The organism is Microbacterium thalassium (assembly GCF_014208045.1).
Classification (GTDB): domain Bacteria; phylum Actinomycetota; class Actinomycetes; order Actinomycetales; family Microbacteriaceae; genus Microbacterium; species Microbacterium thalassium.
In genome coordinates, this window is record NZ_JACHML010000001.1 from 3,038,609 (window position 1) to 3,062,454 (window position 23,846).

The window sequence follows — 23,846 nt, forward strand, 5'->3', positions numbered from 1 at the left end:
GCGGGTCATGAAGGCGGTGGCGCTCGGAGCGCTCATCGGCATGGCGGTCGTGTTCGCCGTCGCGTTCGCGTTCGAGCGCAGCGTCCCGTGGCTGGCCTATGTGCGCGCCGCCGCCGAGGGAGGCATGGTGGGGGCGCTCGCGGACTGGTTCGCCGTGACGGCGCTGTTCCGGCATCCGTTCGGCATCCCCATCCCCCACACCGCGATCATCCCGCGGCGCAAGGACGAGATCGGCCAGACGCTGGGCGACTTCGTCGAGACCGAGTTCCTGCGCGGCGACGTCGTGCGCCGGCGGCTCGAGGCGACGCCGATCGCGGCACGGCTCGGCGAATGGCTCACCGAGCCCGAGCACGCCGAGCGCGTCGTCGTCGAGGGGTCGGCCGTCGCGGCCGGGGTGCTGCGCGCCCTCAGCGACGACGACGTGCAGGGGATCATCGAGCAGCTGGCCCGCGAGCACCTCATCGCGCCGGAGTGGGGGCCGCCGCTGGGCGAGTGGCTCTCGCGCATCCTCGCCTCGGGCGCCCACCACGAGGCGGTGGACCTCGGCGTCGACACGATCGCGGCGTGGCTGAACGCCAACCGCGCCGCCTTCGCGGGGCTGGTCTCGCGCCGCCTGCCGGCGTGGGTCCCCTCGATCGCCGCGCGGCTCGTGGACGAGACCGTCTACACCGAGGCGGTCCGCTTCGTCGCCGCGGTGCAGGCCGACCCGCGGCACCCCGCCCGCCTCGCGCTCGACGGCTACCTCGAGCGACTCGCCACGAACCTGCAGCACGACCCGTCGACGATCGGGCGCTTCGAGGACGCCAAGGAGTCGGTGTTCGACAGCCCGCGCGTGCGCGAGCTCGCCGCCGAGGCGTGGAACACCGCCAAGTCGGGCCTGCTGTCGGCTCTCGAGGATCCGGGCAGCGCGCTGCGGGCCCGTGCGGCCGATGCGGTGTCGGATCTCGGCGTGCGCCTGACGACGGATGCCGCCGCCCAGCACCGCGTCGACACGTGGGTCGTCGACGCCGCGGTGTTCCTCGTCGAGCGCTACCGGCACGACATCGCGTCGCTCATCACCGACACCGTCGAACGGTGGGACCCCGACGAGACGACGGAGAAGATCGAGCTCATGGTGGGCCGCGACCTGCAGTACATCCGGCTCAACGGCACGATCGTCGGGGCGCTCGCGGGTCTGGCGGTGTTCTCGATCGCGCACGCGCTGCTGGGCTGAGACTCCCGGCGAAACCTCAGTCCGGACCCCTCCCGGAAACCTCGGTCCGCGTCGTACCCTTTCGCTGTGGGCGAGACCCCCGGAACACTGCTGTTCAGCTGCGACTCCCTGTGCGAGCCGGGCGTGCAGCTCGACACGCTCGGGCACGTCGTGCCGGGCGAGGACGATGTGCTCGCCGGCTACACGGTCGACGTCGTGGCGTTCGAAGACCATCGCGACCTCGACGACGCCACGCCGTCGAGGCATCCGTTCGTCCGCGCCACCGGCAACCCGCGCGACAAGGTCATCGGGCGCGTGCTGCCGCTCACCGATGACGAGCTCGACGCATGCGACGAGCACGAGGCACCCCTGTTCCACCGCGTCCCCGTCACCCTCGCGAGCGGTCGCGGAGCGTGGGTCTTCGTCGGCGACGCGCTCCCGCGGCGGTAGCGTCGAGGAGTGACCCTCTCACACGACGACGGAAAGGCGGTGGCGTCGTGATCCGCCTCGCACTGGTGCGTCACGCCAAGTCCGATTGGGGCGACCCGCACCTCGACGACCACGATCGGCCGCTCAACCCCCGCGGGCGTCGCGACGCCCCGCGCATGGCCCGGATGCTGGCCGACACAGGCTTCCGGCCCGGCATGATCCTCTCGAGCACGGCGGTGCGCGCCCGCACCACCGCCGAGGCCTTCTCGGAGGCGCTCGCCACGCCCGTCACCGAGGCGGCGGGGCTCTACGGCGCGAGCGCGCCGACGCTGCTCGCGTTCGCGGCGGACAGCGGCCACAGCTCGGTGCTGCTGGTCGCGCACGATCCGGGCATGACCGTGCTCGCGGGGCATCTGTCCCGCGAGCGCATCGGGCACATGCCGACGTGCGCGGTGGCGACCTTCACGTGGGACGCCGACGACTGGGCGGTCGTGGACGCGATCGACCCCGTCGACTGGACCTTCGACACCCCGCGCTGACGCGCGCGCTCAGAGCCAGCCGCGCCGGACGGCGGCGACGCCCAGCTGCAGTCGCGTGTCGACGTCGGCGCGGTCCATGAGGTCGCGCACGCGCCGCTGCACGGTGCGCACCGACATGCCGGTGCGCAGCCCGATGGCGCGGTCGGTGAGGCCGGCGTCGAGGAGCGCGAGCACCTCTCGCTCTTCGTCGTCGAGCTCGACCTCGTCGATCGCGCCGTCGCCGGCGGCGACCAGGTGCGACGCCGACGCCCAGGTGCGCTCGAACAGGCTCAGCGCGAGGTCGACGAGTCCGCCCGCGTGCAGCAGCAGGGCTCCCGACGACTGGTCCTCGCCGCCCGTGGCCAGCGGCACCATCGCCACCGTGCGGTCGACGACGAGCATGCGGGTGGGCAGCTCACCGGCGACGCGCACGTCGAGGCCCGCCGCGATCGCCTCGCGCGCCGCCTCGATGACTCCCGGCGCCTCGAGCCGCGCGCGCTCGAGCACGTAGCGATAGCGGATGCCGCGGGCGATCGCGACCTCCTCCTCGACGTTCTCGTCGCGGTCGACGGCCACGGCGTCGCCCTTGACGAACAGCAGGACCTCGTGGCGCGCGCCGCGCTGCAGCTGGTTGAACCGATGACGGACGGCCTCGGTGCCGCGCACGACGTCGACGACATCCGCCTCGCCCGAACCCGCGTCGCGATAGAGCCGTTCGAGCAGCAGCATCTCGGACTCCGCCTGACGGAGGCGATCCTCGTGCTGCAGGATCAGGGCGCCGAGCCCCACGTCCGGCGGGGCGGCGACGAGCCGTTCGGAGTCGACGCCGTCGCGGGCGACGAGCCCGAGCGCCGTCAGCGCCGAGACCGCGGCTCCGACGTCGGTCGCGCGCAGCCCGAGATCGGCGGCGAGCCGGTCCGCCGGGGTGGCCCGGTGGCGCACCAGGTGCTCGTAGACGCGATGCTCGATCACGCCGAGTCCCAGCACGTCCAGTCCCATCACGTCCTCCACTATCGGCGAGCACGGCGCGCGAATCCGACCGATCCGGCGACGAGAAGTAGCCATGTCGTCTTTACGTCAGGGTACCCCTCCCGGTGGTTTGGCACTGTTATGCCAGCACCACCGTCCCCGCTCGTCTCAACACGAAGGTCCCTCCATGTCCTCACCCTCCTCCCCGCGCCGCGCCGGCCGCCGGGCAGCCGTCTGCACGGCCGTCGCCGCGACGCTCGTCGGCTCGCTGCTCGTGCCGGCTCCCGCGCTGGCCGCGCAGGCGGCCGACGCCGAAGGCGTGATCGCCGGCACCTCCGCCGCCGAGCGTCAGGCCCTCGCGTCGGCCATCTCGCTGACCGCACCCGACGAGGTGCACGTCGCCGACGGTGTCGACCTCGACTCGAGCGCGGCGCAGGACGTCATCGTCGTGCTGCGCCAGCCGGTCGCCCAGACCGCACGGGCGATCGCGGCCGCCGCCGGCGAGAGCCTGTCGGCATCCGACGCCGAGAAGGCCGTCAGCGCGTCGCAGTCTCGCTTCGAGACGTTCGCGAAGGCGCAGGGTCTGGCGAAGGGCATCGAGAAGCGCTTCGGCGGCTCGATCAACGCCGTGGCGATGACCGTCGCGGGCACCGACATCGCCGCGCTGCTGGACTCCCCCGATGTCGCGTCGGTGTGGCCGAACGAGGTCATCGTGCTCACCGAGCCCGAGACCGGCGAGGACGCCCCGCTGACCGGCGGCGGCGTCACCTACGACGAGGTCGCCGCTCTGCACGAGGCGGGCATCACCGGCGCCGGCATCAAGATCGGCGTCCTCGACACGGGCATCGACTACAACCACCCGGCCCTCGCAGACGTCTACGCCGGCGGCTACGACGCCGTCGACGGCGACGACGACCCGATGGAGACGACGTACGCCGACTGGAAGGCCAGCGGCAAGAGCGAGAAGTACTCCGGCTCGACCTACTACACCAGCCACGGCACGCACGTGGCCGGCATCATCGCCGGTCAGGACGAGTTCGGCGGACGCGCCGCGTGGGGTGTCGCCCCCGAGGCCGACATCTACGGCTACCGCGTGCTCGGGCCCTACGGCTCGGGCTTCACCGAGGACATCCTCGAGGGCATGGAGCACGCGCTCGCCGACGGCATGGACGTGGTGAACATGTCGCTCGGCGGCTCGTACAACGACCACCTGTCGCCGCTGAGCATCGCGGCCGACAACCTCACGCTCGCGGGCGTGACGACCGTCATCGCCGCCGGCAACGACGGCGACGGGGGCGCGGCGACGCTGGGCTCCCCCGGCACGTCGGCCCTGGCCATCACCGTCGGCGCGAACGACAGCCCGCTGCAGCTGGCGACGACCGATGCGACCGTCGGCGAGTCTGCCGCGGACCTGCGCCTGCTCGCGCAGAAGCGCGACGACGCGTCTGTCACCGACCTCGCGGGCAGCACCCACCCGCTCGTCGACGTGGGCGACGGCACATGGCGCGGCTACAGCGGCAAGAACCCGAAGGGGGCGATCGTCGTCATCGAGCGCGGCGCCGTGACCTTCACCGAGATGATCTCGTACGCGCGTCAGCGCGGCGCGATCGGCGCGATCGTCGTCAACAACCGCCCCGAGGGCCACATCCAGTACTACCTGGGCGAGGATGACCTCTATGTCCCCGCGTTCAGCGTGAGCGCCCCCGACGGCGCCGCGCTGCGCGAGGCGATGTCCGCCGGCGCCGCCGAGGTGACGTTCGGCGAGTTCGTCACGGCCACCACCGAGGCCGACACCCTCGCGAGCTTCAGCTCGCGCGGCCCCGCCAACGGAACGACCGACATCAAGCCCGAGGTCACCGCCCCCGGCGTCTCGGTGATGTCGAGCGTCCCCACGTGGGAGATCGACCCGAAGGCCGACATCTCGTACGACGAGGCCTACGCGCGGATGTCGGGCACCTCGATGGCGACGCCGTTCGTCGCGGGCCTGGCCGCCCTCATCCTCGAGCACGACCCGTCGCTCGCGCCGGCCGACGTCAAGACGCGTCTGATGAACACCGCCGACGAACTGCGCGACGACTCGGGCGTCTTCGAGTCAGGGGCCGGTCAGGTCGACCCGCGCCAGGCCGTCCACGGCACCGTCGACGCCCAGGTGATGGACGACCTGTGGGTCGCCGAGCAGCGCGGACAGAGCACGCAGATCGATGACATCACCGGTGCGCTGTCGATGGGGATGATCCCCTCGACCGAGACCACGACCGTCACCAAGACGGTCGCGATCACCAACCGCGCCGCGAAGTCCGCGACGTACACGCTGGCCCTCGACACCGAGCACGGCGCCGGCACCGCGGACTTCGCCGCATCCGGCGCCGAGGTGAAGGTGCAGGACGTCGTCAAGGTCGCCCCCGGCGCCACCAAGAAGGTCAAGCTGACCCTCACCGTGCCCGCCGGCGCCGCCGACGGCACCTACGGGGCCTTCGTCACGGTGTCGCAGGACGACGAGGAGGCGCTGCGCCTGCCGCTGGGCTTCCGCGTCGACGACGCCGAGATCTCGGACTTCACGATGATCAAGCCCGTCATGTCGACCTCGGCCGACGCCTACGACCCGGCTCTGAAGTTCTCGCTGGGCGTGGCCACGCCCTCGCGCACGCTCGACCTGTTCCTCGTGGACGCCGAGTCCGGTGAGGACATCGGCTACCTCGGCGGCATCGATGCGACGCTCATGAAGGACGGGCTGCGCTACGGCGCGTTCGCGTGGTACGGCGACTACCTGCCCCTGACCGGCGACAAGGACTTCCCCGTCGGCCACAAGGCGGCCACCGTCGAGCCGGGTCTTCACGCGCTGCGCGCGGTCGGCACCGACGACGCGGGCACGACCTTCTCGTCGGCCGTCGAGCGCTTCTACGTCGACAACACCGCCCCGGTGTTCACGACGAACTTCGGCGAGGGCACCGTCACCGGCACCGACAGCGTCAACGAGTTCGCGAACGGGCAGTCGTCGTTCGAACTGTCCGGAACCGTCGTCGACGGCGAGGTGGACGAGATCCGCGCCGCCGGGATCGACATCGACCAGTCCGACAACAGCGTCCAGTTCTTCTCGTTCTCGATCAACCCGATCAAGGCGATCAGCCCGGACGCGTCGGGCGCGTTCACCGAGCCCGTCTCGCTGAACTTCAGCCCCGTGCAGTCGCACCGCTTCCTGGGAATGGACGCCGCCGGCAACATCGGCGATCGCGTCGAGACCTGGTGGTTCAAGGACACGCAGTCGTACGTCGTCGGCACTGCCGATCAGAAGACCGCGCGCCCCGGCGACACCGTGACGACGTCGTTCTCGACGAACAACGCCTCGCAGTTCGCCACGATGACGATCCAGGCGTATTTCAACGAGCGCGACACGACGGACATCCGCGCCGTGGCGCAGGAGGCGTTCGCCGAGTACGGCCGCCTCGACGGCGAGCCCACGGTGACGCAGACGAGCGCGAACGCGTGGCGCTGGGAGCAGAAGGTCGTCTTCGACGGCGAGAAGGAGTACACCGGAGACGACCTGCCGCTGGTGGACCTGGTCTTCGACGTGCCCGACACCGTCGCCGCCGAGAGCACCGGCTTCCTCAACGTGAGCACGTACGTCAAGAACGACCTCGGTCGCGGCGTCTCGATGCAGCGCGCGTTCGACACCGTGGCGGTGCTGGCATCGCACGGCATCGCTTCGGGCGGGTTCTACGCGCAGGGCCTGCTGACGGCGGCGGGCCAGCCCGACCCCGAGCTCGACCACTCGACGGTCGGGGCCGAGGCCACGCTGACCGCCCCGGACGGCACGGTCGAGACCGTGCAGGTCGGTGCGCGCGGCGGGATCGAAGCCGGCGGACTCGAGCTGTTCGACGATGCGTGGCAGCTCGAGGTTTCGGTGCCCGGTCACCTCACGTGGCACCAGCCGCTCATGCTGTCGACGGAAGGATCCGACGGCGAGCCCATCGGAGCCGTCGCGACCTTCGTCGCCCAGCTGGCCGCCGGTGACGTCAACGGCGATGACGTGGTCGACATCCTCGACGCGATCGCGATCCGCGACGCGAAGGGAACCGACACCCGCGCCGCCGACATCAACGCCGACGGCACCGTCGACGCCGCCGACCTCGCGTTCGTGGAGCTGAACTTCCTCGTGCGCAACCCGACGGCCGACACCGTGCCCACCCCGAAGGTGAAGCACAAGGGCATCACGCTCGACGAGGTGCTCGCGGCCTTCGCCGGCTGACGCGCTGACCGACTCGACGGGGTCCGGGCTCTCGCCCGGGCCCCGTCGTCGTCTGTCAGTCGACCTTCGCGACGGTGCCGCCGGTGACGCGCACGAGTTCCTCGAACGTGAGCGCGAAGACCGTGTGCGGGGTGCCTCCGGCTGCCCAGATCTCGGGGTGACCGGCGAGGTCCTCGTCGACGATCGTGACCAGCGGCGCCGGATGCCCCGTGGGCGCGACCCCGCCGATCGCCTGTCCGGTCGCCTCGCGGACCTGGTCGGCGCTCGCCCGCTTGATGCTCTCTCGCCCGAGGCGCGCCGCGAGCGCGGCGGTGTCGACGCGGTGCGCGCCGCTGGTCATGACCAGCAGCGGTGCGCCGTCGGACCAGAAGACGAGGCTGTTCGCGATCGCGCCGACCTCGACCCCCAGCGCCTGGGCCGCGAGGGCGGCCGTCGAGGCGGCATCCGGGAGAACGACGATGTCGCCCGCGATCCCTGCGGCGCGGAGGGAGTCGTGGACGAGGCGGCTGCGGGCGGGAAGATGCGCGGTCACGCGTCCACGATATCGACGGGACCTTCGCCGGTTGGCACGGCGCCGCGCCCGCGGCAGGGTGGGGTGCGTGAACAGAGCGCTCCGCGCGATCGCGCGGTATCCGGTGATCGGCGCGACGGTCCTGGTCGGGATCGTCGTGTTCTCGCTGCAGGCGGCCGACATGCCCACGGCGAGCACGTGGCTCGCCGTGGTGTACGTCGCGGGGTTCGTCGTGTGGACGATCATCGGGATGGTGCGCGACGTCGTACGCGGGCATGTGGGGCTGGACGTCCTCGCGGTGATCGCGATGGTGTCGACCCTTGCGGTCGGCGAGTACATCGCATCGCTCATCATCGTGCTGATGCTGTCGGGCGGCGAGGCGCTGGAGGACTACGCCGGCCGCCGCGCGACGCGCGAGCTCACGGCGCTGCTCGACCGCTCGCCGCGCATCGCCCACGTCATCGAGCACCCGGACGCGGTGGACTCCGATCAGGTTCGCGACGTCCCCGCCGACGACGTCGCTGTCGGCGACGTCCTGCTCGTGCGCCCCGCCGAGATCGTCCCCGTGGACGCCGAGCTGCTCACCGAGGCGGGGAGCTTCGACGAGTCGTCGATCACGGGAGAGAGCATGCCCGTGACGCGCACCGCGGGCGAGGAGGTGCTGTCGGGAGCCGTCAACGGCCAGCGCGCGGTGCGCGTGCGCGCCCTGCGCCGCAGCGCCGACAGCCAGTACCAGCAGATCGTCGCTCTGGTGCGCGAAGCGCAGGAGTCCCGCGCACCGGTCGTGCGCCTGGCCGACCGGTTCGCGATCCCCTTCACCGCCGCGTCGCTGGCGATCGCCGGCGCCGCCTGGGGTCTGTCGGGCGACCCGACGCGCTTCGCCGAGGTGCTCGTGCTCGCCACGCCCTGCCCGCTGCTGATCGCCGCGCCCGTGGCTTTCCTCGGCGGGCTCTCGCGCGCCGCGAAGGCGGGCGTCATCATCAAGGGCGGCGCCGTCATCGAACAGCTCGCGCGGGTGAGGTCGGCGGCGTTCGACAAGACCGGCACGCTCACCGAGGGGCGCCCGGACCTCGTCGACGTGCGCCCCGCCGACGGCTTCGACCCCGATGAGGTGCTCGGTCTCGCCGCGGCCGCCGAGCAGTACTCCAGTCACGTGCTCGCCGAGGGCATCCGCCGCGCGGCCGCCGATCGCGGCATCGTCGTCTCGGCCGCGACCGAAGCGCGAGAAGCGGCCACCAACGGCGTCACGGCCGTCATCGACGGGCGCACGGTCGTCGTGGGAAAGCCCGCCTACGTCGCCTCTCTCGCCCCCGACACCGAGCGGCTGAGCCTCGAGCCCGGGCAGGCGGCGGCGTACGTCGCCGTCGACGGGCGCTTCGCCGGCGCGCTCGTCCTCGCGGACGATCCGCGGCCGGAGACGGCGTCGGTCGTGGCGTGGCTGCGCGAGCACGACGTCGAGCGCGTCACGATGCTCACCGGCGACGCGCACCCGACCGCCGAGGCGATCGGTCGCTCCGTCGGCATCGACGACGTCCGGGCCGAGCTCCTGCCGGGCCAGAAGGTCCTGCTGGCGGCGCAGCTGCGACCGCGGCCCGTCCTCATGGTGGGCGACGGCGTCAACGACGCTCCGGTGCTCGCGGCGGCCGACGTCGGCATCGCGATGGGCGCCAAGGGCGCGACCGCAGCCGGGGACGCCGCGTCCGCCGTCATCCTCCAGGACTCGCTGGCCAAGGTCGCCGATGCCGTGGCCATCGGCCGGCACACGCTGCGGGTGGCGTTCGCGGCGATCTGGATCGGCATCGGACTGAGCATCGGGCTCATGCTGATCGCGACGACCGGGCTGATCCCGGCGGTCGCGGGCGCGCTCACGCAGGAGTTCGTCGACCTCGCGGCGATCCTCTACGCGCTGCGCGCGCTGACCGGACCGGCGGTCACGTTGCCGGCCGTGGCCGGGCCGGAGGGATCCGTCCCGGCGACCCCGGCGCAGACGTCGGGCTGAACGTCGTCAGCTCTGCTCGACGAGGGCGAGGATGTTGCCCTCGCTGTCGGTGAACCACGCCGTGCGCCCGGCTTCGAGCTCGGCGACGCCGTTCACCGTCGTCAGCTCCGCGAAGTCGTACTCCGCGAAGGAGACTCCCTTCTCACGCAGCGCGGCCATGTCGCCGTCGAGGTCCTTCGTGCCGATTCCGAACACGGTGTTCTGCGCGGTGCCCGCGAAGCTCGTCTCGTACACCAGCAGCGGGGTGCCTCCGACGTCGTAGACGACGCTGCCGTCGCCGGCCTGCTCCTCCGTCGGCGTGAGCCCCAGCACGCCCTCGTAGAACTCCCGTGCGCGCGCCAGATCCCCGGCGGCGATGATGGCCCAGCCCTGTGCTCCTTCGAACATGACTGCCTCCCTTTCTGTCTTCCCCCCCTCCAGGGCCGACGGTACTCCGCGCGCGCGTGCCGCGGCAGGGGGTGTGCGTGCCCGCGGGCTCCCAATCCGCTCCGAGTGCATGCCTTCTCACCCGCTCGTGAGGCAGAATGTTCACGGACGCCGCACAGCCGCGGCATCCGCACAGAGCTCAGCCCACAAGGCCGGCCGAAGGAAGACCGCGATGACGCACACCCTGCCCCTGCCCGATTTCACCCACGAGCGCGTGGAGGTGATCACAGGCCGACGCAGTGGACTGTTCATCGCCGTCGCGCTGCACTCCTCGGTCCTCGGCTCCGCCCTCGGCGGCGCGCGGCTGTGGACCTACCCGCACTGGAGCGACGCCCTCGGCGACGCGCTGCGGCTCTCGGCCGCGATGACCCTGAAGAACGCCGCCGCGGGGCTCGACGCCGGCGGCGGCAAGGCCGTCATCGGTCTGGAGCCGGGCACGGTGCTGGACGCCGAGCGCCGCCGCGCCGCGTTCCTCGACCTCGGCGACGCCGTGGAGTCCATGCACGGCCTGTACCGGACCGCGGAGGACGTGGGGTCGACGACGGAGGACATGCTCGTCGTGAGCGAGCGCACCGAGCACGTCGTGGGTCTGCCCGACGCGGTCGGCGGTTCCGGCGAGCCCGCGGGCCCGACCAGCCTCGGCGTGTACGAGTCGCTGCGGGCGACGCTCGAGCGGGTGACCGGCTCGCCCGAGGTCGAGGGCCGCCGCGTCACCATCTCGGGCCTGGGCCAGGTCGGCAGCCGCCTCGCCGTGCGTCTCGCCGCAGAGGGGGCCCGCCTGACCGTGACCGACGTCAACGCCGTCAAGCGCGACCTCGCGCTCGAGCTCGGCGCCGAATGGGCACTGCCCGGCACCGAGCATCTCGCACCGTCGGACGTGTTCGTCCCGGCCGGCATCGGCGGACTCCTCACCGACGGCGTGATCGACGCCCTCGACACGCGCGCCGTGTGCGGCCCGGCCAACAACCCGCTCGCCGAGCACGCCGGCGCTCAGCGTCTCGCCGACCGCGGCATCCTGTACGCGCCCGACTTCGTCGTCAACGCCGGCGGCGTGATCTACCTCGACCTCGAGGCCAAGCGCCTGGGGACCCGCAGCGAGATCATGGCGCGCGTGGGCGGCATCGGCGACACGCTGCGCCGCATCTACGACGAGTCCGAGCGTCGCGGAGTCACGCCGCTGACCGCGGCCGAAGAACTCGCCGCCGAGCGCCTCTCGTCCGGCGCGGGGACTCCCGAGGGAGCGCTCGCCGGCTGAGCGTCTGCCGTGGACCGAGTCCCATCCCATACGGAACTCGATCCCACCGTGGCAGGATGGACGGCGACCGGCGGAGCCGCCGGTCGCCGACACACGAAGAGTCAAGGGAGAAGTCTCGTGTTCACCAGCCCGTTCCCCGATGTGGACATCCCGAACGTCAGCATCTACGACTACCTGTTCGGCGGACTCACCTCCGAAGACCTCGCCACGGTCGCGATGATCGACCCGGCGACCGGCGCCGAGACGACGTACGGCGCACTCAAGGGGCAGGTCGACGCGTTCGCCGGCGCGCTCGCCGCCCGCGGCGTCGTGCTCGGCACCACGGTCGCGGTCCTCTGCCCCAACATCCCCGCGTTCGCGACGGTCTTCCACGGCGCCCTCCGCGCGGGCGCGACGGTCACCACCGTCAACTCGCTCTCCACCGCCGGCGAGATCGAGAAGCAGCTGCGGGATGCGGGCGCGACGTGGTTCGTCACCGTCAGCCCGCTGCTCCCCCAGGCCGTCGCCGCCGCCACGGCGGTCGGCATCCCCCACAACCGCCTCATCGTCCTCGACGGCGCGCCCGGGCACCCGAATCTGCGCGAGCTGCTGACCGAGGGCTCGGCTCCCCCCGAGGTGAGCTTCGACCCGGCGACGCACCTCGCGGTCATGCCCTACTCGTCGGGCACGACCGGCATCCCCAAGGGCGTCATGCTCACGCACCGGAACCTCGTCGCCAACGTCCAGCAGTGCCGCGACGTCATCGACCTCACCGCCGACGACCGTGTGCTCGCCGTGCTGCCGTTCTTCCACATCTACGGGATGACCGTGCTCCTGAACCTCGCGCTGCAGCGCCGCGCGAGCATGGTGACGATGCCGAAGTTCGACCTGGTCGAGTTCCTGCGTCTCATCCAGACCCACAGCTGCACCTACCTCTACATCGCCCCGCCGATCGCCGTGGCGCTGGCCAAGCACCCGATCGTCGACGAGTTCGACATCTCGAGCGTGCGCACCCTCTTCTCCGGCGCCGCGCCCCTCGACGGCGAGACGGCGGAGCTGGCCGCCACGCGCATCAACGCGCACGTCGTGCAGGGCTACGGCCTGAGCGAGACGAGTCCCGCCGCCCTCGTCATCCCGTTCGACCGTCCCGACATCCCCGCCTCCTCCGCCGGCGTCGTGCTCGCGAACGAGGTCGTCAAGCTCATCGACCCCGAGACCGGCGAGGAGATCACCGAGGTCGGCGAGGACGGCGTCACACGGCCGGGCGAGCTGTGGGTGAAGGGCCCGAACATCATGCTGGGCTACCTCGACAAGCCTGAAGCGACCGCCGACACGATCGACGCCGACGGGTTCCTGCACACCGGCGACGTCGCGGTCTACCACGAGGGCGGCTGGTTCTCGATCGTCGACCGCCTCAAGGAGCTCATCAAGTACAAGGGCTACCAGATCGCCCCCGCCGAGCTCGAGGCGCTGCTGCTGAGCCACCCGAAGGTGATGGATGCCGCCGTCATCGGCGTCCTCGACGAGGAGAAGCAGGAGATCCCGAAGGCCTTCGTCGTCGCAGCGCCCGACTCGGGCCTGACCGCCGAGGATGTCATGGCGTTCGTCGCCGAGCACGTCGCGCCCTACAAGAAGGTGCGTCGCGTGGAGTTCATCGAGGCGATCCCCAAGTCGACGTCGGGCAAGATCCTCCGCAAGGACCTGCGCGCCCGGGATCACGCACCGGTCCACTGACCCGAACCGACGAGAAGAGCGGATGCCGGCCATCGGCCGCATCCGCTCTTCTGTTCCCTCTCCATTGTCCCAGAGGAGGGGGGCCTTGCGGCAAGACCCCCGTCGCGATGAATAATCACTCGTCGCGATCGAAATCGGGGCCGCCGCCCCGAGCGCGTCGAGACCGGAGTGGAATGACCCCCACCGCCTTCGATCTGCCGCCGGACCTGGCGGCCAAAGCCGCCCCCGCCATGATCGACGCAGACGAGCGGCAGTTCGCACGCGTCGCCGACGCGCTGACGCGCCAGACGGCGCGGCTCTCCGACCGCCTCGACGCCGTGCGACGCGCCCCCGGCGGCAGCGGACAGCAGGCGCTGGAGCGGGATCTCGAGATCCACCGGCTCAGTGCGCGCCTGCGGGCACTGGGCCGTTTCGGGCTGGACCTGTGCCTGGGACGCATCGCGCCCGAGGACGGCGAGCCGCTCTATATCGGGCGATTCGGGCTGACCGACGACGACGGCGGGCGGCTCCTCGTCGATTGGCGCACCCCGGCGGCCGAGCCGTACTTCGCGGCGACCTACTCGAACCCGATGGGTCTGACGAGCAGACGGCGCTACCGGTGGGCCGGCGGGCGGATCCGGGACTACTGGGACGAGGTCTTCACCGCCGAGGGACTCGAGACCGACGTCGCGCTCGACGCCGAGTCGGCGTTCATCGCGAGCCTCGGCGCCTCCCGCTCGCCGCGCATGCGGGATGTGCTGAGCACCATCCAGGCCGACCAGGATGCGATCGTCCGCGCCGGCTCGGCCGGAGCGCTCGTGGTCGACGGCGGGCCCGGCACCGGCAAGACCGTCGTGGCGCTGCACCGCGCCGCCTACCTGCTGTACGCCGATCCGCATCTGGGCGAAGGGCGCGGCGGCGTCCTGTTCGTCGGACCGCACGAGGGCTATCTCGCGTACGTCGCCGACGTCCTGCCGAGCCTCGGCGAGGAGAGCGTGCGGACGTGCACCGTGCGCGACCTCGTCCCCGAGGGGCGGGATGCCGGGCTCGAGGCCGACCCGGGTGCGGCGCGCCTGAAGGCCGACGTGCGGATGGTCGAGGCGATCGAACCGGCCGTCGCGCTCTTCGAGGAGCCGCCCACGCGCATGCTCGTCGTCGAGACGGCGTGGGGAGACCTGGTGCTGACACCGGACGATTGGGACGAGGCCTTCACGTCCGCCGAGCCGGGCCTGGCGCACAACGAGGCGCGCGACCAGGTGTGGGACCGCGTGCTCGAGATCCTGCTGGACCAGGTCGACGACGACGACGCGCCCCTGCACCAGGTGCGCCGGTCGCTGGCGCGCGATGAGGGGCTCCGCCACGTGTTCGCCCGCGCGTGGCCGCTCGTGGAGGCATCCGACCTCGTCGCGGATCTGTGGTCGGTTCCGGCCTACCTGCGCCGCTGCGCGCCGTGGCTCGGAGCGGATGACGTGCGGCGCCTGCAGCGACCCCTGGGGTCGACGTGGACGCAGTCGGATCTTCCGCTCCTGGATGCCGCGCGGCGGCGGCTCGGCGACCCCGAGGCATCCGCCCGCCGCCGTCGCCGCGAAGCCCGGCTCGCCACCGAGCGCGAGTACATGGGCGAGGTCGTCGAGCAGCTGAGCCGGTCGGTCGCCCTGCTGCGGTGGATGGACGGCGACGACCTGCGCAACAGCCTCGTCGACGAGGCCGTCGCGCCGGACGCCGACCCCGACGTGCTCGAGGGGCCGTTCGCCCACGTCATCGTCGACGAGGCGCAGGAGCTCACCGACGCGCAGTGGCGGATGCTGATCGCGCGGTGCCCGTCGCACAGCTTCACGATCGTCGGCGACCGCGCGCAGGCGCGGCGCGGGTTCACCGAGTCGTGGCCCGAGCGCCTCGCGCGCGTCGGCCTCCCGCACGTGCGCGAGGCGACGCTGCGGGTGAACTACCGGACGCCCGCGGAGGTCATGGACGCCGCGGCGCCGGTGATCCGCGCGGCCATCGCCGACGCGAACGTCCCGCGGTCGATCCGCGAGAGCGGAGTGGCCGTGCGCCACGGCGCGCGCGCCGAGCGGGATGCCGTGCTGCGGGAATGGCTCGATGCCCACCCGGACGGCGTCGCGTGCGTGATCGGCGACGAGTCGTTTCCGGGCAGGCCGCGGGTGCGATCCCTCACCCCTGTCACGGCGAAAGGGCTCGAATTCGATCTGGTCGTGCTCGTGGATCCGGAGGCCTTCGGCCCGGGCATCGCCGGAGCGGTCGACGAGTACGTCTCGATGACGCGTGCGACGCAGCAGCTCGTGATCCTCTCGTCGCGCACGGCGTGATCCCGCGGACCGCGGCGCGATCGCGCGCGGCCGCGCCCGCCCGGAACGATAGGCTCGCGCCATGCGTGTGCCGGATGCGTCCTCGGGTCGCCTGCCGTTCGACCGCCCCGACGACCCGCTCGACGAGGGGCGCGACACCGAGCACGCGCCGTGAGCGCGGGCGCCTCGCCCCGGCGCGTCGCCGTGCTCGGCGCGGGCATCGCCGGATGCTGCCTCGCACTCGAACTCGCCCGCCGCGGCGCCGACGTGACCGTGATCGACCGACGTGCGGCGCCGATGTCGGAGGCCAGCCGGTTCAACGAGGGCAAGATCCACCTGGGGTACCTGTACGGCGCCGATCCGTCGCTGCGCACGGCTCGCCACATCCTGCCCGGAGGCCTGGCGTTCGCGCCGATCATGTCGGAGCTGCTCGACGCCGACCTCGCCCCGCACGCGACCGGGGGCGACGACGTGTACCTCATCGACCGCGACTCGGTCGTCGATGCACCCGCGGTAGGCGACCACTTCGACAGGGTGAGCGCGCTCGTGCGGGAACAGCCGGACGCGCACCGGTACCTGGTCGACGTATCCGGAGCACGCGCCACGCCGCTCAGCGCGGCCGAGCTGTCCGCCATCGCGTCGCCCCGTGTCGTGGCCGGCTACCGCGTGCCCGAGCGCTCGGTGGACACCGGGTGGGTCGCCGACCGGCTCGCCGAGCGGGTGCTGTCGGACGACGCGATCGCCTTCGTGCCCGGCGTCACCGTGTCGGGCGTCGACGTCGATCCGGACGGGGCCGAGGTGACGGTGCGCGGTGAGCCCGGCTTCGGCGAGGGCTACGACGTCGTCGTCAACGCCCTGTGGGGCGGCCGGCTCGCCGTCGACCGCGAAGCCGGTCTCGAGCTGCCCCCGACGTGGACCCACCGTGTGCGCTGGTCGCTGTTCGTGCGCACCCGCGAACCCGTCGACGCGCCCAGCGCCATCGTCGCGATCGGACCGTTCGGCGATGTCAAGAACTACGACGGGCGGTCGTTCTATCTGTCGTGGTACCCGGCGGGTCTGGTCGCCCAGGGGTCGGCGGTCGAGCTCGCCGAGCCCGAGCTGCCCACCGCCGCGGCGCGCGAGTCCTTCATCGCCGACGTGCGAGCGGGGCTCGAGACGGCGCTCCCCTGGATCGACGACGTCTTCGCCGCCGCCGAGGAGATCCGCATCGGCGGCGGGCACGTGTTCGCCGAGGGCACCGGATCGCTCGCCGATCCCGCCTCGGGCCTGCACCGGCGCGACCGCTACGGCGTCTCGCGTCGGGGAGCGTACTGGTCGGTCGACACCGGCAAGTACTCGACCGCGCCCTGGACGGCCCGGCGGCTGGCCGCTGAGATCATGGAGAGCCGATGACGCCTGCGCCGCCCGGAGCGACGCATCCCGTCGTGACCGCGATCGTCCCCACGTACAACGGGGCCGAGACCATCGGCCGCACCCTCGAGAGTCTCGCGGCGCAGACGTGGCCGGCGCTCGAGATCCTGATCGGCGACGACGGGTCGACCGACGCGACACCTCGGATCATCGCGGAGTTCGCCGCGACGAGGGACGACGTGCGCATCGTGCACCGCCCCGAGAACCTGGGGTGGCTCGGCAACTCGAACGATCTCATGAGCCGCGCTTCGGGAGAGTTCAGCTTCTTCGCGTTCCACGACGACGTCGTCGAGCCGACGTACGTCGAACGTCTCGCCCGCGCGCTGATGGACGACGACGCGGCGATCCTGGCGTTCAGCGACATGACGGTCGCCGACACCGACGGGACCGTCCGGACGCACACGTTCGATCTCCTCGAGGGCGTCGAATCGCCCGCCGACCGCGGCACAGTGATGGCGGATCGCCCGTTCGACTGGTGGGTGCCCAACCGGGGCCTGTTCCGCACCGCGGCGTACGAGCGCACCGGCGGCATCCATCGCAACAGGAGCGGCGAGTACTCTGCGGACTGGACGTGGCTGCTGCACCTGTCGCTGCTGGGCGGCTTCGTGCGCGTTCCCGAGGTGCTGTGCCACAAGCACTACACGAAGAAGAGCCTCAGCAAGAGCTGGCCGCACGACCCCGTCCAGCAGGCGCACCTGCTGCGCGCCGGCATCGACGAGGTGCTGGGCAGCTCGGCGTCGATGCGCACCAAGGCGATCGTCGGCGGGCGGCTGATCCGGCGCATCCTGCGCGCGAAGAGGCGGGCGATGCGCGGAGCGCGCTAGTGTCGCGACCGTGACCATCGCGTTCGGCGTCGTCCTGCTGCTGGCGATCCTCATCTCGGGGATCGCCCATCGCACCGTCCTGTCCACGGCCGTGCTGTTCCTGGTCGCCGGCTTCGTGCTCGGCAGCGGCGTGACCGATGTCATCCCGATCCAGGCGGGCGACCCGACGGTCAGCCTGATCGCCGAACTCGCGCTGTTCATCGTGCTGTTCACCGATGGCCAGCGCATCGCCGTGCGGGACCTGACGCGGGCGTGGAAGCTGCCCGGGCGGGCGCTCCTGCTCGGCATGCCGCTGACCTTCGCGATCACGGCTGTGCTCGGCGTCGTCCTGCTGCAGCTGTCGTGGCCGCAGGCGCTGCTGATCGCCGCCGTGCTCGCCCCGACCGACCCCGTGCTCTCGAGCGCCATCGTCGGGCGCGGCGAGATCCCGGGACGCGTGCGGCACCTGCTGAGTGTGGAGTCCGGACTCAACGACGGCCTGGCGCTGCCGATCGTGCTGGTCTTCCTGACGATCCTCAGCGGCGAGCAGACCGACTTCGGCCTGCTCGCGCTCGAGCTGGTCGGCGGCATCGCGCTCGGCGTCGTCGTGCCGCTGCTGGTCGCCGGGCTCGTCCGCATCAAATTCCTCTCCTCGACGCCTCTGTACGCGGCGCTCACGCCCGTGGCGATCGGATGCCTCATCTTCGGCATCGCGCACCTGACCGGCGCGAACCCGTACCTCGCGGCCTTCGCGGCCGGCATGACGATCGCGAGCACCATGCCCGCCGTGCGCGACGCCTTCATCGAGTTCGGCGACTACGTGGCCGAGATCGTCAAGCTCCTCGCACTCTTCGTGTTCGGCGCGCTGATCTCCCCCGCCGTGCTCGCCGACGTCTCGGCGCTCGGCTACGTCTACGCCGTGCTGGCGCTGGTCCTGGCGCGGCCCGTGGCCGTGTGGATCGCGCTGCTGGGCAGCAAGCTGCCGTGGGAGGAGCAGGCCACCGCCGCCTGGTTCGGCCCGAAGGGCTTCGCCTCGGTGCTGTACGGCCTGCTCGTGCTCGAGAGCGGCATCGTGGACGCCGAGCACCTGTTCCACATCATCGTGGTCGTGATCTCGCTGTCGATCATCGCCCACTCGTCCACCGACGTGCCCATTGCGCGGTGGTTCGCGCGCATGGAGCAGCGCGACCGCGAAGCCGCGCGCCTCGACACCGGATGAACCGTCAGGAGTGAACATGACCGACCGACTCGTCACGGGAGCCTCGGGCCGCCGCCTCGGCATCACGGTGCTGGGCGATCCCGCCGCCGACCGCACGATCGCTCTGTTCGCCCCCATGCCGGGCGCCGCGGGGTTCGATCCCGATCCCCTCGAGACCCGCCGCGCGGGCGTTCGCGTCGTCACCGTCGATCGCCCCGGCTACGGCGGCTCGGAGCCGCTCGAGCTGGGTGAGCTGGCGTCGTTCGGCCGCCATGCGGACGACGTCGCGACCCAGCTGCGCACGGCGGTCGGGCCGGGCGGCGTCGTCGGCGTCGTCGGCTGGGGCGTGGGCGGTCTCGCCGCCGCGGCGCTGGCGGGCCGCCATCCCGATCTGGTCGACCGCCTCGTCCTGGTCGACGTGCCGGCGGGCGCGCGTCCCGGCGACGTCGAGGCGCCGTACGCACCGGGCGATCTGTGCATCGAACCCGACGAGCCGGCGCTGACGCTGCGCGCCGGACTCGGCCGACGCGTGGAGCGGATGCTGGAGGACGCCGCCGAGCAGGACGGCGCCGGGTTCGCATTCGACCGCAGCGCGCTGCGCAGCCGCGACTGGGCCGAGACACTCGGGCGCATCCAGGCCGACACGGTGCTGCTCTACGGCGACGGTCACCCGCTCGTCTCGGCGGCCGTCGACGGCGCGCGCCTGAACCGCCGCATCCCGTTCTCGCGCGTCGTGCGCGTTCCGGATGCGACCGGGCTCGCCATCGGCGCGGTGTGGGGACGCATCCTCGCGCACGTCGCGCACTGAGGAGAATGCAGGAAGCCCCCGGCGAACCGGGGGCTTCTTCGGTGGACCTGAGGGGAATCGAACCCCTGACCTTCTCATTGCGAACGAGACGCGCTACCAACTGCGCCACAGGCCCGTGAACCTCCGTTACACTACCACGGTCGCCGAGCGTCCCCGAATCGGTGCGACCCTCCCGGGCGCGTCACTGACCGGCCGCGCGGCGGGCGAGAAGCCCCCGCACATGCGCCTCGATCTCGGCGTCGTCGACATAGCCCATGCGGGCGTAGTCGGAGCCCTCGCGGGCCACGCGCGCGGTGTCGATCGACGGCGGACGCTGCGCCTCGGCGCGCTGGCGCATCGCCTCGTCGAGCGCCGCCTGCCGCAGCGCATCCTGCTCCGCGGTGGCGTCGAGGACGGCGGACGCGCGGGAACCCGCGGATGCCGTGAGCGGCCGCGGCAGCTCGCGCGGCGCCCAGGCCCGCTCCACCGTCGGCAGCGCGACATCCTGCACGGCCGCGGTCGTCGTGCGCCCGGCGGAGCGCTCCGCCTCGTTCTGCGAGCGCAGCGCCTCACGGGCGCCCACGGCTGCCATGCGCTGCAGCAGCAGAGTCGCCACGACCACGGTGGCCCCGCCCGCCCACAGCGCGATCTGCGATCCGGTCGACAGCAGATCCCATACGCCCCACGCGGCCAGGCCCAGCCCCACCACGCCCGACAGCGTGATCGCGAACCGCGTGCGCCGGCGGGCGCGGGCGCGGCGCGCGTCGGGGTGCGCGCGCAGGGCGGCGCGCTCGGCTCGAGCCTGCTCGAGGTCGACGCGGGCCTGCTCGAGCGCCGCGTTCTCGCGTTCGGCGAGCGCCTGGCGGGCCAGCCGCTGCTGCGCCATCGCGGTGCGCGCCGACAGCTCGAGGCGCACCTCCTCGGGCGTCTCACTCGTCTCGGCGAGGACGCGCAGCGCCTGGTTCAATCGAACGGCGTTGCGCTCGGCCGCGTCGTACTGGCGGCGGCTGTGCACCGACGGCAGCAGATAGACCAGCCACAGCAGGGTCGCCACGAGGACGATCACCCCGCCGCCCAGCACCTGCCCGCCCATGTGCTCAACGGTAGGGGACGCGCGACCCCGCTCCCGGCATCCGCGCGCGTGTCGTGCTACGCGTGGAGGCGGTCGGCCGGCGGCACGGTCGCCGCGTCCTGGGGCGCGCGCCCGGCCAGCCACCGCTGGAGCACGCCCTCGGGCACGTCCTCACGCACGAGCGCGAACGCGTAGTGGTCGCGCCAGTCTCCGTCGATATGGATGTAGCGGCGACGCAGCCCCTCGTAGCGGAAGCCGAGCTTGGCGACCACGCGCAGGCTCGCGCTGTTCTCGGGCCGGATGCAGATCTCCATGCGGTGAAGACCCATCTCCGCGAAGCACAGATCGGTCGCCATCGCCACGGCGGTCGGCGTGATCCCGCGCCCCGCGAACCGCTCGCTGACCCAGTAGCCGATCGTCGCCGACGCCAGCGATCCCCGCGCGATGCCCCACACGTTCAACTGGCCGACGATGTCCTCGTCGTACTCCATGACGAAGGGCACGCCCACGCCGTCACGGTACTGCTGGAGCAGACGGCGCACGCCGATCCGCATGTCGAACGACACGGGACCGTCGGGGCTGGTCGCCTCCCACGGGCGCAGCCACGCCCGGTTGGCGAGCAGCTCGTTCTGGAGCGCGCGCGCGTCGCGCTGGCGCACCAGCCGGATCGACACCGGCCCGTGCCGACGCGGAGGCGTCGTGTCCACGTCGACCCCCTCGAACGGGCGGCGCTACAGGGTCGCCGCGTACTCCTTGAACCAGGGACGCAGGTCGGGACCGAGGTCTTCACGGTCGGCCGCGAGCTGCACGATGGCCTTGATGTAGTCCACCTTATCGCCGGTGTCGTACCGGCGGCCGCGGAAGATGACGCCGTACACGCCGGGGCCCTCGGGGTCGGCGGCCTGCTCCTCCATCGCGTCGGTGAGCTGGATCTCGCCGCCCTTGCCGGGCGCGGTGTGCTCGAGGACGTCGAAGATCGACGGGTCCAGCACGTAGCGGCCGATGATGGCGAGGTTGGAGGGCGCGTCCTCCTTCTTGGGCTTCTCGACCAGGCCGGTGATCTTCACGACGTCGTCGGAATCGGTCGCCTCGACCGTCGCGACGCCGTACATGTGGATGTGCTCGGGGTCGACCTCCATGAGGGCGACGATCGTCGCGCCGCGCTTGTCGTACTCGGCGAGCATCTTCGTCAGCAGCGGGTCGCGCTCGTCGATCAGGTCGTCGCCCAGCATGACGGCGAACGGGTGGTCGCCCACGTGGGCGCGGGAGCGCAGCACCGCGTGTCCGAGTCCCTTGGGCTCGCCCTGGCGGACGAAGTGGATGTCTGCCAGGTCGCTCGAATGCTGGACCTTCGCGAGCTTGGCGTCGTCGCCCTTCTGGCGCAGGTTGTGCTCCAGCTCGGGCACCGAGTCGAAGTGGTTGGAGAGGTTGTTCTTGTTGCGGCCGATGATGATCAGCACATCCTCGATGCCGGCGGCGGTCGCCTCCTCGACGACGTACTGGATCGCCGGCTTGTCGACGACGGGAAGCATCTCCTTCGGCATCGCCTTGGTGGCGGGCAGGAATCGCGTTCCGAGCCCGGCGGCGGGGATGACGGCCTTGAATGACTTGTGCGGCATGCGCCAAGTCTACTGAGCCCCTGACCGCGCCTAGAATCGAGGGCATGTCCGACGAGATCGCCGACGCGAAGCGCGCCCTGCGAGCGGAGCTGCGCGAACGCCGGCAGCAGCTCTCCGAGCGCGCGCGGGACGCCGCCGCCGCAGGCGTGCGCGCCCAGCTCGACGCCCTCGTCGCGCAGTTCGGCGCGCGTTCGGTGTCGTGCTTCCTCTCGACGCCGACCGAGCCCGGCACCCACGAGTTCGTCGAGGCCGCCGTCGAGCGCGGCATCCGCGTGCTGCTCCCCATCACACGGACCGACGGACTGCTCGACTGGGCGGTCGCGACCGGCGGCGCGGACATCGCCGAGGGCCTGTTCGGGATCCCCGAGCCCACCGGAGACGTCCTCGGGCCGATCGCCCTCGACGACGTCGACCTGCTCATCATCCCGGCCGCCGCGGTCGCGCGCGACGGCATGCGCCTGGGCTGGGGCCGCGGCTACTTCGACAAGACGCTCGGCTCGATGGAGCACTGCCCGCCGGTGTACGCCGTCGTGTTCGACTCCGAGATCCTCGACGACGTCCCGCGCGATCTCCACGACCAGCCCGTCACCGGCGTCGTCACCCCCACCCAGACCCGAACCTTCGCGCCCGCGGCGCGCTGACAGACCGAGAGAACCCATGCCCACCTACGCCTACGCCTGCAAGCAGTGCTCGCACCGCTTCGACGCCGTCCAGTCCTTCGCCGAACCCGCGCTCACCGAGTGCCCCGAGTGCGGCGGCGCGCTGCGCAAGGAGTACGGCTCGATCGGCATCACGTTCAACGGCTCGGGGTTCTACCGCACCGACTCCCGGGCGTCGACCGGCGGCGACGCGAAGGCGGGCTCGAGTGGCGGCGACGCGGGATCTTCGACATCATCGACGTCTGGGACGAAGAGCTCGTCCGGCAGCACGACACCCGCATAGCGCGGATCTCAGGGGGGGAACAGCACGTGATCAAGGGCTTCAAGGAGTTCATCCTTCGCGGCAATGTGATCGATCTGGCCGTGGCCGTCGTCATCGGCGCGGCGTTCACCGGCATCGTCACCGCGCTCGTCGACGGCTTCGTCAATCCGCTCATCGGTGCGGTCTTCCAGGTGGGAGACCTGTCGGGCTGGGTCATCGAGATCCCGACGCTCACCGGTGCCACCTCGACGATCGCGATCGGCTCGATCTTCGGCGCGATCGTCAACTTCCTCGCCGTGGCCGTCGTGGTCTACTTCGTCCTCGTCTACCCGATGAACCGCATCAAGGAGCGGGCGGAGGCCAGGGCCGGCGTCGAAACGTCCCCCGAGGAGCCCGGGCTCCCCACCGAGCAGCAGCTGCTGGTGGAGATCCGCGACCTGCTCGCGCAGCGCGAGGACGCGCGCGAGCGCTGACCCGCGGCGCCAGGCGCCCC

21 protein-coding genes and 1 tRNA gene are annotated in these 23,846 nt (G+C 71.9%); 15 read left to right on the plus strand and 7 right to left on the minus strand.

Going from position 1 to position 23,846, the window contains the following annotated elements; genetic code table 11:
• The first annotated feature begins 7 nt into the window (after positions 1–7).
• The 3 genes from HD594_RS14135 (at position 8) to HD594_RS14145 (ending at position 2,160) form a co-directional block, all read left to right on the plus strand.
• Entirely contained in the window at positions 8–1,213 is a 1,206-nt protein-coding gene (locus HD594_RS14135) for a DUF445 domain-containing protein (RefSeq protein WP_184752902.1), read from the plus strand.
• Between the two features lie 66 nt (positions 1,214–1,279).
• Positions 1,280–1,642, plus strand: coding sequence for a gamma-glutamylcyclotransferase family protein (locus tag HD594_RS14140; protein ID WP_184751553.1), 363 nt, complete (start codon positions 1,280–1,282; stop codon positions 1,640–1,642).
• A gap of 47 nt (positions 1,643–1,689) precedes the next feature.
• The gene (locus tag HD594_RS14145) at positions 1,690–2,160 is read left to right on the plus strand and encodes a SixA phosphatase family protein (RefSeq protein WP_184751554.1); all 471 of its coding nucleotides are present in this window, start codon (positions 1,690–1,692) and stop codon (positions 2,158–2,160) included.
• 9 nt (positions 2,161–2,169) lie between these two features.
• Here the strand turns inward: HD594_RS14145 and HD594_RS14150 are convergent, their stop codons facing one another.
• A complete protein-coding gene (locus HD594_RS14150; protein ID WP_184751555.1) occupies positions 2,170–3,141 on the minus strand; it encodes a helix-turn-helix transcriptional regulator in 972 nt (323 codons plus the stop codon).
• Between the two features lie 154 nt (positions 3,142–3,295).
• On the opposite strand from HD594_RS14150, the gene HD594_RS14155 reads away from it, so the two are divergent.
• The gene (locus HD594_RS14155) at positions 3,296–7,354 is read left to right on the plus strand and encodes a S8 family serine peptidase (protein ID WP_184751556.1); all 4,059 of its coding nucleotides are present in this window, start codon (positions 3,296–3,298) and stop codon (positions 7,352–7,354) included.
• A 55-nt stretch (positions 7,355–7,409) separates the two neighbouring features.
• Here HD594_RS14155 and HD594_RS14160 read toward each other — a convergent pair whose 3' ends face one another.
• Positions 7,410–7,886, minus strand: coding sequence for a YbaK/EbsC family protein (locus HD594_RS14160; RefSeq protein WP_184751557.1), 477 nt, complete (start codon positions 7,884–7,886; stop codon positions 7,410–7,412).
• 67 nt (positions 7,887–7,953) lie between these two features.
• Here HD594_RS14160 and HD594_RS14165 point away from each other — a divergent pair, with 67 nt between their 5' ends.
• Positions 7,954–9,864, plus strand: a complete 1,911-nt coding sequence (locus tag HD594_RS14165) for a heavy metal translocating P-type ATPase (RefSeq protein WP_221447098.1) — start codon at positions 7,954–7,956, stop codon at positions 9,862–9,864.
• A gap of 6 nt (positions 9,865–9,870) precedes the next feature.
• On the opposite strand, the gene HD594_RS14170 is transcribed toward HD594_RS14165, so the two are convergent.
• Positions 9,871–10,251: a VOC family protein gene (locus tag HD594_RS14170; protein WP_184751559.1), complete on the minus strand. Its 381-nt coding sequence runs from the start codon at positions 10,249–10,251 to the stop codon at positions 9,871–9,873.
• A 211-nt stretch (positions 10,252–10,462) separates the two neighbouring features.
• On the opposite strand from HD594_RS14170, the gene HD594_RS14175 reads away from it, so the two are divergent.
• The 7 genes from HD594_RS14175 (at position 10,463) to HD594_RS14205 (ending at position 19,762) form a co-directional block, all read left to right on the plus strand.
• Positions 10,463–11,545, plus strand: a complete 1,083-nt coding sequence (locus tag HD594_RS14175) for a Glu/Leu/Phe/Val dehydrogenase family protein (protein ID WP_184751560.1) — start codon at positions 10,463–10,465, stop codon at positions 11,543–11,545.
• Between the two features lie 117 nt (positions 11,546–11,662).
• Complete coding sequence (locus HD594_RS14180; protein ID WP_184751561.1) at positions 11,663–13,258, plus strand: AMP-binding protein; 1,596 nt, start codon at positions 11,663–11,665, stop codon at positions 13,256–13,258.
• Between the two features lie 173 nt (positions 13,259–13,431).
• Positions 13,432–15,564, plus strand: a complete 2,133-nt coding sequence (gene helR / locus HD594_RS14185) for an RNA polymerase recycling motor ATPase HelR (protein ID WP_184751562.1) — start codon at positions 13,432–13,434, stop codon at positions 15,562–15,564.
• A gap of 150 nt (positions 15,565–15,714) precedes the next feature.
• Positions 15,715–16,935 carry an NAD(P)/FAD-dependent oxidoreductase gene (locus HD594_RS14190; protein WP_184751563.1) on the plus strand — a complete coding sequence of 407 codons (1,221 nt, stop codon included), beginning with the start codon at positions 15,715–15,717 and terminating at the stop codon, positions 16,933–16,935.
• Positions 16,936–16,967: 32 nt separating this feature from the next.
• Complete coding sequence (locus tag HD594_RS14195; RefSeq protein ID WP_184751564.1) at positions 16,968–17,777, plus strand: glycosyltransferase family 2 protein; 810 nt, start codon at positions 16,968–16,970, stop codon at positions 17,775–17,777.
• Positions 17,778–17,787: 10 nt separating this feature from the next.
• Entirely contained in the window at positions 17,788–18,975 is a 1,188-nt protein-coding gene (locus HD594_RS14200) for a cation:proton antiporter (protein ID WP_184751565.1), read from the plus strand.
• A gap of 16 nt (positions 18,976–18,991) precedes the next feature.
• Entirely contained in the window at positions 18,992–19,762 is a 771-nt protein-coding gene (locus tag HD594_RS14205) for an alpha/beta fold hydrolase (RefSeq protein ID WP_184751566.1), read from the plus strand.
• A gap of 42 nt (positions 19,763–19,804) precedes the next feature.
• On the opposite strand, the gene HD594_RS14210 is transcribed toward HD594_RS14205, so the two are convergent.
• The 4 genes from HD594_RS14210 to galU form a co-directional block, all read right to left on the minus strand.
• Positions 19,805–19,877 (minus strand) — tRNA-Ala (locus HD594_RS14210).
• A gap of 66 nt (positions 19,878–19,943) precedes the next feature.
• A complete protein-coding gene (locus tag HD594_RS14215; protein ID WP_184751567.1) occupies positions 19,944–20,834 on the minus strand; it encodes a coiled-coil domain-containing protein in 891 nt (296 codons plus the stop codon).
• Between the two features lie 56 nt (positions 20,835–20,890).
• A complete protein-coding gene (locus tag HD594_RS14220; RefSeq protein WP_184751568.1) occupies positions 20,891–21,520 on the minus strand; it encodes a GNAT family N-acetyltransferase in 630 nt (209 codons plus the stop codon).
• Positions 21,521–21,544: 24 nt separating this feature from the next.
• Positions 21,545–22,432 carry a UTP--glucose-1-phosphate uridylyltransferase GalU gene (galU, locus tag HD594_RS14225; protein WP_184751569.1) on the minus strand — a complete coding sequence of 296 codons (888 nt, stop codon included), beginning with the start codon at positions 22,430–22,432 and terminating at the stop codon, positions 21,545–21,547.
• A 44-nt stretch (positions 22,433–22,476) separates the two neighbouring features.
• On the opposite strand from galU, the gene HD594_RS14230 reads away from it, so the two are divergent.
• Genes HD594_RS14230 through mscL form a run of 3 tightly spaced genes read left to right on the plus strand, consistent with a single transcriptional unit; the run spans position 22,477 to position 23,826 of the window.
• The gene (locus tag HD594_RS14230) at positions 22,477–23,073 is read left to right on the plus strand and encodes a 5-formyltetrahydrofolate cyclo-ligase (RefSeq protein WP_184751570.1); all 597 of its coding nucleotides are present in this window, start codon (positions 22,477–22,479) and stop codon (positions 23,071–23,073) included.
• A 16-nt stretch (positions 23,074–23,089) separates the two neighbouring features.
• A complete protein-coding gene (locus HD594_RS17535; protein ID WP_184751571.1) occupies positions 23,090–23,374 on the plus strand; it encodes an FmdB family zinc ribbon protein in 285 nt (94 codons plus the stop codon).
• Positions 23,375–23,400: 26 nt separating this feature from the next.
• Complete coding sequence (gene mscL / locus HD594_RS17540; RefSeq protein ID WP_184751572.1) at positions 23,401–23,826, plus strand: large conductance mechanosensitive channel protein MscL; 426 nt, start codon at positions 23,401–23,403, stop codon at positions 23,824–23,826.
• The last annotated feature ends 20 nt before the right edge of the window (positions 23,827–23,846 follow it).